Genomic DNA, 4,398 nt, shown 5'->3' with positions numbered 1-4,398 from the left:
CGGCGGACCGGACACGACGGACCGGAGGACGGACCCGGGGGGCGGGAGGTCAGACGGGTTCGGAGGGGCGGGCGAGGGCGGCGGCGCCGGTCTCGCGGAGCCACCGGCGGGCGCCCAGGTGCGCTTCGCCGCCGCCGGTCCGGTGGGTCGCCGCGGCGGAGTCGCTGCCGGTGCCGGAGTCGGTGTCGGTGTCGGTGGTGCCGGCCGGAGGGTCGTCGGGGGTGCGGGCGATGTGGCAGGCCTGCTCGTCGCCGTCGTCGAGGACGTGCTTGACGTAGTGGGGAGGCCACCGCAGCAGCATGCGGCGGCCGCAGGTGGGGCAGGCCCATTCCTCCAGTCCGGACCCCGCGGTCCGTACCATCCGCATCTCATGCGTCTTCTGCACGGTCCTGACCCCCTCGGCCTCCGGCGCTTCGCCGGCCCGCCGTCCGTGCGTTCCGGAAAACGCTTGTGAGTCTGTGATTTCCCACGTCAAGCCGGTTAAACGGCTGAGGCAAGCGGCTTTAAGGTCGATGTCACCGGTGTTGCGGGCGGTCCGGAACGCCGGTGAGGGCGTCGTGGACGGCCGCGCCGATCGCGGCGATGCCCTCGGCGGGGCGGCGCGCGAACGCGCCCCAGCCGAGGAAGCCGTGGTCCAGCCCGGTGCCGGGGACGAGGGTGACGGGGACGCCGGCGGCGCGGAGCCGGGCGGCGTGCCGCTCGGCCTGGGGGCGCAGCCGGTCGTGCTCGGCGGTGGCGATGACCGCGGGCGGCAGGCCGGCCGGGTCGGGGTCCAGCAGCGGGGAGACGTCGGGGCGGGTGCGGTCGGTGCCGCGCAGGTAGGCGCGCAGGGCGCGGTCGACGCCGGAGCGGGGCAGTTCCAGCCCGTCGGGGTCGGGCAGCGGCGGGGGGACGGCCCGCAGGTCGAGCGCCGGGTACAGCAGCACCTGCAGGGCGGGCCGGCAGGGGCCGGGGGCGCGCAGGATCCCGGCGGCCGCGGCGGCGATCTGCCCTCCGGCGCTGTCGCCGGCCACCCCGATCCGCGCGGGGTCGGCGCCGAGGAGGTCGGCGTTGCGGACGGCCCAGCGGACGGCGGCGACGGCGTCGTCCACGGCGGCGGGGAAGGGGTCCTCGGGCGGGCGCCGGTAGCCGACCGACAGCCACGCGACGCCGCTGGCGACGGCGAGGGCCCGCACGACCGGGTCGTAGGAGTCGACGTCGCCGAGCACCCATCCGCCGCCGTGGAAGTACACCAGCAGCGGCGCGGGGGTGCGGGGGGCGTGCAGGTAGAGCCGTGCGGGCAGCGGCCCGGCGGGGCCGTCGACGGTCAGGTCCCGGACGGTGCGCACGGGCGGGCGGGGTGAGCGGGCGAGGTCGGCGGCGTGCTCGCGCCGCGCGTCCTGAACCGTCCCGCCGGACTCGCCGGACTCGCCGGACTCGGCGGGGTCGGCGAGGCGGCGGCGCAGGAACGCCAGGTACTCCGGATCGCGTCCCGTCACACCCGGGAGCCTACGACCTGAGCGGGGCGTCCCGGGCGGGCGGTGCGGCGGGAAAAGCCGTTGCGGCGCGCGGCGCGGCGGAGGCACTCTGATCATGCGGCCGCCGCGGATCCCGTCCCCGCGTCACCCTGGGGGCGGGGTCCCGCGCAGCGGCCCGGAACCGGGCGCCGCTTCCTCGCTCAGCGGCCCCCGCTCAGCGGCCCCCGCTCAGCGGCCCCCGCTCAGCGGCCCCCGCTCAGCCGCCCCCCGCTCAGCCGCCCCCCGCTCGGCGGGCCGCGCGGTCAGCCGGCGGCGCGCAGGCGGGACTCCAGGGCGTCCAGGTCGGGGACGAACCACACGTGGCCGGCCGCGTTCGACTCGCGCACCAGCGCCGCCAGCGCCGGGCTGGCGGCGGCATGGGCGGACACGTCCCCGACGACGGCCAGCCGCACCCGGTAGTTGACGAACTTCTGCATGACCTCCCCGGCGAACCGGGTGCCGAGGGCGAAGAACCGCTCGTCCAGCCGGGACGCCGGAACCGCCACCGCCTCGGCGCCCAGGTAGGTCGCGCCGATCAGGTCGAGGGCGTCGCGCTCGGTGGCGATCGGCGGCCCGTCCGGGTCGCACACCAGCACCCTGGTGCCGCCCAGCTCCTGGATCTGGTCAGCCATCGGCCCGCTCCCCCTCCAGCAGCGCGTTCCCGCCGCCGATCACCTCGTCCAGCAGGCGGAGCAGGTCCGCGGTCGCGGCGGCCCCGCCCAGGACCACGATCTTCATCCGGCGCCGCTCGGCGTCGTGGACGACCTGCAGCCGCAGCGCCCGCGCGGGGCCGCCGGTGTTCGCGGCCGCCTGCACGAGGGTGGCCAGCCGGGCGGCCGCGTCCGGCCCGACCCCGTCGACCTGCACGATGCTGGACACCTCCACCGCCGGCGCGGCGGGCGGCGCCGGGCGCCCGGTCAGCGCCTCCACGTCGGCGGGCGCGATCCGGTACTGCCTGCCGATCCGCACGGCGTTCAGCCGGCCGTCCCGGATGTAGCCGCGCACCGTCCGCACGTGCAGCCCGAGAAGGTCCGCGACCTCCTCCACCGAGTACATTCTCTCCGCCATCACTCCCCAAACTACCCTACGAACGGGACCGATAGGGAAGTTAAGGGAGTCGGGCGGGGCCGGCGGGCCGGGTCAGGCGCGGGGCCGCGGGGCGTCGGGGAGAGCGCCGGCGATGCAGTCCAGGACGCGCTCCAGGCCGTAGCGGAACTGCTCCTCGCTGGTCATGTGGGGTATGCGCGCGTCCTTGACGATGCGCTCGAACATCGGGTACCGGCCGGTCTCCATGAGCGTGCGGACGTAGGGGGCGCTCTGCATCATCCAGCGCTCGGGGGTCATCCCGTGCTCGCGCATCTCGCGCCGCCACTCGATCTCGCCGCGCACGACGCGCTCGACGTAGCCGGTGAGCATGTCCAGCAGGGTGACCATCTCGTCGATCGGGATGCCGACGTCCAGGGCGCCGAACGCGAACTCCAGCAGCCGCAGCCGGTTGGGGCCGAGCGTGGCGGTGGGGCGGTGCAGGTCCGCCAGCCAGGGGTGGCGCAGCCACATCTCGCGGGTGCTCTCCGCGATCAGCCTCAGGTCGGCCCGCCAGTCGCCCGAGGGCCGCTCGGGCAGGCCGGCCTCCAGCAGCACGTGGTCGGCCATCAGGTCCAGCAGGTCGTCGCGGGAGGGCACGTAGCGGTACAGCGACATCGCGCCGGTGCCGAGCTCGGCGGCGATGCGGCGCATCGAGGCGGCCTCCAGGCCGTCGGCGTCGGCGATGCGGACCGCGGCCTCGGTGATCTGGGCGCGGCTGTAGGCGGGGCTCGGCCCCCGGCCCTGCCGCTCGGGGATCGACCAGATGCTCACCTGCCGCTCGGCGCGTGCCACCGGACCTCCTCGTCGTCTCCCTGAGCATCCTAGTTGCGTACACCGTACCCGGTTGTCTACCGTGGTCTGCGTACACCGTACCCAGAGGAGGGTGTCGTGACCGACGAACCGATCGTGGCCGCCGAGGCGCTGCGCAAGCGCTACGGCGCCACCCAGGCCCTGGACGGCCTCGACCTCGCCGTCCCCGCCGGGACCGTCTGCGGGCTCCTCGGCCCCAACGGCGCCGGCAAGACCACCGCCGTGCGGATCCTGGCGACCCTCGCCGACGCCGACTCCGGCCGCGCCCGCGTCGCCGGGTACGACGTCGCCCGCCGGCCCGACGAGGTCCGCGCCCGCATCGGGCTGGCCGGGCAGCACGCCGCCGTCGACGAGAAGCTCACCGGCCGCGGCAACCTGCGCATGTTCGGCCGCCTCTACCACCTGCCGCGGCGCGAGGCCCGCCGCCGCGCCGACGAGCTGCTGGAGCGGTTCGGGCTGGCCGAGGCCGCCGACCGGCAGGTCGCCGGCTACTCCGGCGGCATGCGCCGCCGCCTCGACCTGATCACCAGCCTGATCCTGCGGCCCCAGGTGCTGTTCCTGGACGAGCCCACCACCGGCCTGGACCCCCGCAGCCGCGGCGAGATCTGGGACGCCGTCCGCGGCCTGGTCGCCGACGGCACCACCGTCCTGCTCACCACCCAGTACCTGGACGAGGCCGACCGGCTCGCCGACGACATCGCCGTCGTCGACCACGGCCGCGTCATCGCCACCGGCACCCCCGACGAGCTGAAGTCCTCCATCGGCGACCGCCTTGACGTCGTCCTGGACGACCCCGCCGACGCCGGCGCCGCCGCCGCCGTCCTGCGCTCCCTCGCAGGCGCCCACCCAGTCCTGGACGGCGACCGCCTCTCGGTCGCGCTGCCCGCCGGGGCCGTCCGGCTCGCCGACGTCGTCCGCGAACTCGACCGCGCCGGCGTCGCCGCCGCCGACGCCGGGCTGCGCCGCCCCACCCTCGACGAGGTGTTCCTGCGCCTCACCGCCTCCG

Annotated in this window: 6 protein-coding genes; 1 reads left to right on the top strand and 5 read right to left on the bottom strand. The window is 76.4% G+C overall.

The window, feature by feature from the left end; genetic code table 11:
• Positions 1-49: 49 nt before the first annotated feature.
• From ACIWVC_RS04505 to ACIWVC_RS04485, 5 genes are all read right to left on the bottom strand, one after another.
• Positions 50-361 carry a hypothetical protein gene (locus ACIWVC_RS04505; RefSeq protein ID WP_396453835.1) on the bottom strand — a complete coding sequence of 104 codons (312 nt, stop codon included), beginning with the start codon at positions 359-361 and terminating at the stop codon, positions 50-52.
• Between the two features lie 154 nt (positions 362-515).
• On the bottom strand, positions 516-1,478 hold the full coding sequence (locus ACIWVC_RS04500; protein WP_396449525.1) for an alpha/beta hydrolase: 963 nt from the start codon (positions 1,476-1,478) through the stop codon (positions 516-518).
• A gap of 281 nt (positions 1,479-1,759) precedes the next feature.
• Positions 1,760-2,128 (bottom strand): DUF4180 domain-containing protein, encoded by a 369-nt coding sequence (locus ACIWVC_RS04495; protein WP_396453834.1) that lies wholly within the window; start codon positions 2,126-2,128, stop codon positions 1,760-1,762.
• Entirely contained in the window at positions 2,121-2,564 is a 444-nt protein-coding gene (locus ACIWVC_RS04490; RefSeq protein ID WP_396453833.1) for a helix-turn-helix domain-containing protein, read from the bottom strand. The genes ACIWVC_RS04495 and ACIWVC_RS04490 overlap by 8 nt, the downstream gene beginning before the upstream one ends.
• Before the next feature lie 72 nt (positions 2,565-2,636).
• Positions 2,637-3,374, bottom strand: coding sequence for a TetR/AcrR family transcriptional regulator (locus ACIWVC_RS04485; RefSeq protein ID WP_396449522.1), 738 nt, complete (start codon positions 3,372-3,374; stop codon positions 2,637-2,639).
• A gap of 96 nt (positions 3,375-3,470) precedes the next feature.
• Here ACIWVC_RS04485 and ACIWVC_RS04480 point away from each other — a divergent pair.
• On the top strand, positions 3,471-4,398 hold a 928-nt coding region (locus ACIWVC_RS04480; RefSeq protein WP_396449521.1), incomplete at its 3' end, for an ATP-binding cassette domain-containing protein.

This window comes from Actinomadura sp. (genome assembly GCF_044508335.1).
Classification (GTDB): Bacteria; Actinomycetota; Actinomycetes; order Streptosporangiales; family Streptosporangiaceae; genus Spirillospora.
This window is presented reverse-complemented; position numbering and strand designations above follow the sequence as displayed.

Coding starts and splice junctions, on each gene's coding strand:
- ACIWVC_RS04505 (WP_396453835.1), bottom strand. CDS start 361: ATGGTACGGACCGCGGGGTCCGGACTGGAGGAATGGGCCTGCCCCACC.
- ACIWVC_RS04490 (WP_396453833.1), bottom strand. CDS start 2,564: ATGGCGGAGAGAATGTACTCGGTGGAGGAGGTCGCGGACCTTCTCGGG.
- ACIWVC_RS04495 (WP_396453834.1), bottom strand. CDS start 2,128: ATGGCTGACCAGATCCAGGAGCTGGGCGGCACCAGGGTGCTGGTGTGC.